This is a genomic window from Janthinobacterium sp. SUN100, from assembly GCF_030397705.1.
In the GTDB taxonomy this organism is placed as follows: Bacteria; Pseudomonadota; Gammaproteobacteria; order Burkholderiales; family Burkholderiaceae_D; genus Janthinobacterium; species Janthinobacterium kumbetense.
This window is the reverse complement of record NZ_JAPUBU010000011.1, coordinates 1-1,660: the sequence shown is the minus strand read 5'-3', so window position 1 is coordinate 1,660 and position 1,660 is coordinate 1. Positions and strand designations below refer to the sequence as shown.

Annotated in this window: 2 protein-coding genes; both read left to right on the top strand. The window is 65.7% G+C overall.

Annotated features, from left to right (window positions below):
• The coding region (locus tag O0881_RS29160; protein WP_289914104.1) for a 2-deoxy-5-keto-D-gluconate 6-phosphate aldolase domain-containing protein at positions 1-381 on the top strand (381 nt) is incomplete at its 5' end.
• A partial coding sequence (locus O0881_RS29155) for a thiamine pyrophosphate-binding protein (protein ID WP_289914103.1) occupies positions 378-1,660 on the top strand: 1,283 nt, incomplete at its 3' end. The genes O0881_RS29160 and O0881_RS29155, both read left to right, overlap by 4 nt.

Here is a 1,660-nt window from a genome sequence, read left to right as displayed (position 1 = left end):
GACGACACGGTCTTGCGCGCCGTCAAGCGCCTGTACAACCTGGGCATTTACCCGGAATGGTGGAAGCTGGAAAGCATGTCAGCCCAGCAATGGCAAGCCATCGATGCCCTCGTGCACGAGCGCGATCCGTATTGCCGTGGCGTCGTCCTGCTGGGCTTGAACGCGCCAATTGCCGCCCTGGCCGCCAGTTTTGAACAAGCCAGTGCCAGCACGACGTGCCGCGGCTTCATGGTGGGCCGCACCATCTTCCAGGAGCCGAGCCGCCGCTGGCTGGCCGGAGAGCTGGACGATGCGGGCCTGATCGCCGCCGTGCGCGCCAACTTCGAGCAGCTCATTGCCCTGTGGCAGCGCACGCGCAACCACCTCGAGCGTGCAGCATGAGCGCCACAATCAGATTGACCATGGCCCAGGCTTTAGTCCGCTACCTGGCCGCCTTGCGCACGGAAGAGGGCGATGGTTCCTTAATCCCCCTGTTCGGCGGCGCCTTCGCCATCTTTGGCCACGGCAATGTGGCGGGCCTGGGCGAAGCGCTGTACCAATATCGGGACAGTTTCCCCACGTACCGCGCCCACAACGAGCAGGCGATGGCGCACTCGGCCATTGCCTATGCGAAAGCCCACATGCGCCGGCGCATGCTGGCCGTCACCAGTTCCATCGGCCCAGGCGCCACCAATTTGCTGACGGCCGCCGCGCTGGCCCACGTGAATCGCTTGCCGGTCTTGCTGTTGCCCGGCGACGTGTTCGTCTCGCGCGCGCCGGACCCCGTGCTGCAGCAGCTGGAAGACGCCACGGATGGCAGCGTGTCGGTGAATGATGCCTTTAAACCTTTATCGCGCTATTTCGACCGCATCGTGTATCCGGAGCAATTGCTGACGGCCTTGCCGCGCGCCATCGCCGCCTTGACGGACCCGGCCGCCTGCGGTCCCGTCACGTTATCTTTGCCGCAAGACGTGCAAACGATGGCGTATGACTATCCGGAAGAATTCTTTACGCCGCGCACCGTGCGTTTCCGCGCCGTGCCGCCCGTGGAGCAGGAACTGGAAGAGGCGGCCGCCTTGCTGAAACACGCGAAACAGCCGCTGATCGTGGCCGGCGGCGGCGTGCTGTACGGCAAGGCTGGCGCCGCCTTGCAGGCGTTTGCCGAACGCCACGGCATTCCCGTGGCGGAAACCCAGGCCGGCAAGAGCGCCTTGCCGTGGGACCATGCGCTGCAGCTGGGCGCCATCGGCGTCACCGGTTCGCCCGCCGCGAATGCCCTCGCGGCGCAGGCGGACGTGGTGCTGGCTGTCGGCACGCGCTTGCAGGATTTTACGACGGGCTCGAATTCCCTGTTTGCGCAAGCGCAACTGGTCAGCCTGAACGTCAACGCTTTCGATGCGCTGAAACGCCGTGGCCTGGGCGTGCAGGCGGACGCGACACTTGGTTTGCAGGGCTTGTCGCGGTACTTGCCTAACTGGAACAGCGCGGGCCACTGGCTGGAGCGCGCGCAGCAGGCTGGGAACGCATGGCGCGATACCGTGCTGGCCATTACTGGCCAGCGCGAGGTGGCCGGCTTGCCGTATGACGGCGAAGTCATCGGCGCCGTGCAGCGTTCCGCTCCTGATTCCACCAGCCGCGACATCGTCGTTTGCGCGGCGGGCACCTTGCCGGCCGAACTGCA